This is a genomic window from Pseudoalteromonas sp. RB2-MNA-CIBAN-0110 (assembly GCF_040309305.1).
In the GTDB taxonomy this organism is placed as follows: domain Bacteria; phylum Pseudomonadota; class Gammaproteobacteria; order Enterobacterales; family Alteromonadaceae; genus Pseudoalteromonas; species Pseudoalteromonas arctica.
In genome coordinates, this window is sequence record NZ_JBEOOQ010000240.1 from 1 (window position 1) to 255 (window position 255).

General features: G+C 42.4%; 1 protein-coding gene. It reads right to left on the bottom strand.

From position 1 onward, the window contains the following. On the bottom strand, positions 1-255 hold a 255-nt coding region (locus AAEY68_RS21325; protein WP_350586857.1), incomplete at both ends, for a hypothetical protein.

Genomic DNA, 255 nt, shown 5'->3' on the forward strand with positions numbered 1-255 from the left:
CTATTACGTCTTGTCTAAACTCTACTTGGCTAATTGTTACCGGCTCCATACCGCCAGGAAACGTGGCTATACCATCTACGCGAAGTTTTACTTTATCGAGCACGTCGGTAAGTTTAACGTCAGTATTTATTTCTAAGCTCGCACGGCCACCATTACGAAACGCACGATACACGCCTTTTTTAATTTCGGTTACATCCTTAAGCGACTCCTCAATTTTTATGAGAATGCTTTCTTCTATTTCTTGTGGCGATGCAC